This is a genomic window from Bradyrhizobium sp. BRP22, assembly GCF_020194175.1.
Taxonomy (GTDB): domain Bacteria; phylum Pseudomonadota; class Alphaproteobacteria; order Rhizobiales; family Xanthobacteraceae; genus Bradyrhizobium.
In genome coordinates this window covers 1-567 of sequence record NZ_JADYVX010000118.1, presented here as the reverse complement: position 1 = coordinate 567, position 567 = coordinate 1, and the positions used below count along the sequence as shown (strand labels likewise).

At 58.7% G+C, this 567-nt stretch carries 1 protein-coding gene; it reads left to right on the top strand.

Annotated features, from left to right (window positions below):
• Positions 1-163: 163 nt before the first annotated feature.
• A partial coding sequence (locus I6F35_RS39630) for a hypothetical protein (RefSeq protein WP_225122970.1) occupies positions 164-567 on the top strand: 404 nt, incomplete at its 3' end.

The window sequence follows — 567 nt, the reverse complement described above, 5'->3', positions numbered from 1 at the left end:
AGCGCTACCAGCTAAGGTAGGTGACCGGTACGACATAGAGACGTAGCAGTTCGCCCGAAACTGGCCGTGAAATTCGATACCGACTAATCAATTTCCTTGGGGCTCCGGCGCTTCCCGGCCTGCGGGCGGCGATGCACTCTGATGACTTTTGAAGGAACTGCAAATGAGCCGAACCATCGCAATTCTGCTCGTGCTCGCCGCTGGGCCGGTGTACGGCGACGAGGCCAAGATACCGCAAGACACGTCCGAACTGCGTCGCAGCTGCGCGGAGTGGTTGCCGCACTCTAACGATGCGCCGCGTGTGTGCTTTGCTGCACTTAATATGGAGGGCGCGGCGCGCAACCCTGCCGTTCGTACTGACGACGACGAGACGCGAAAGGCACGCGTCGCGCTGTCCTACATCGATTGCGATGGCGATTTCACCGTACAGAATGGTCGCCTGGGCCTCTATATCGACGGACGCTTCGTCTCCGACAACATCTCGGGAACGTACTTGGGGGCTATTCACGTGTGGGGTGGAGAGGAAATGCGCTACACGCTGGTGTTTGATGACGATCTATCACACGC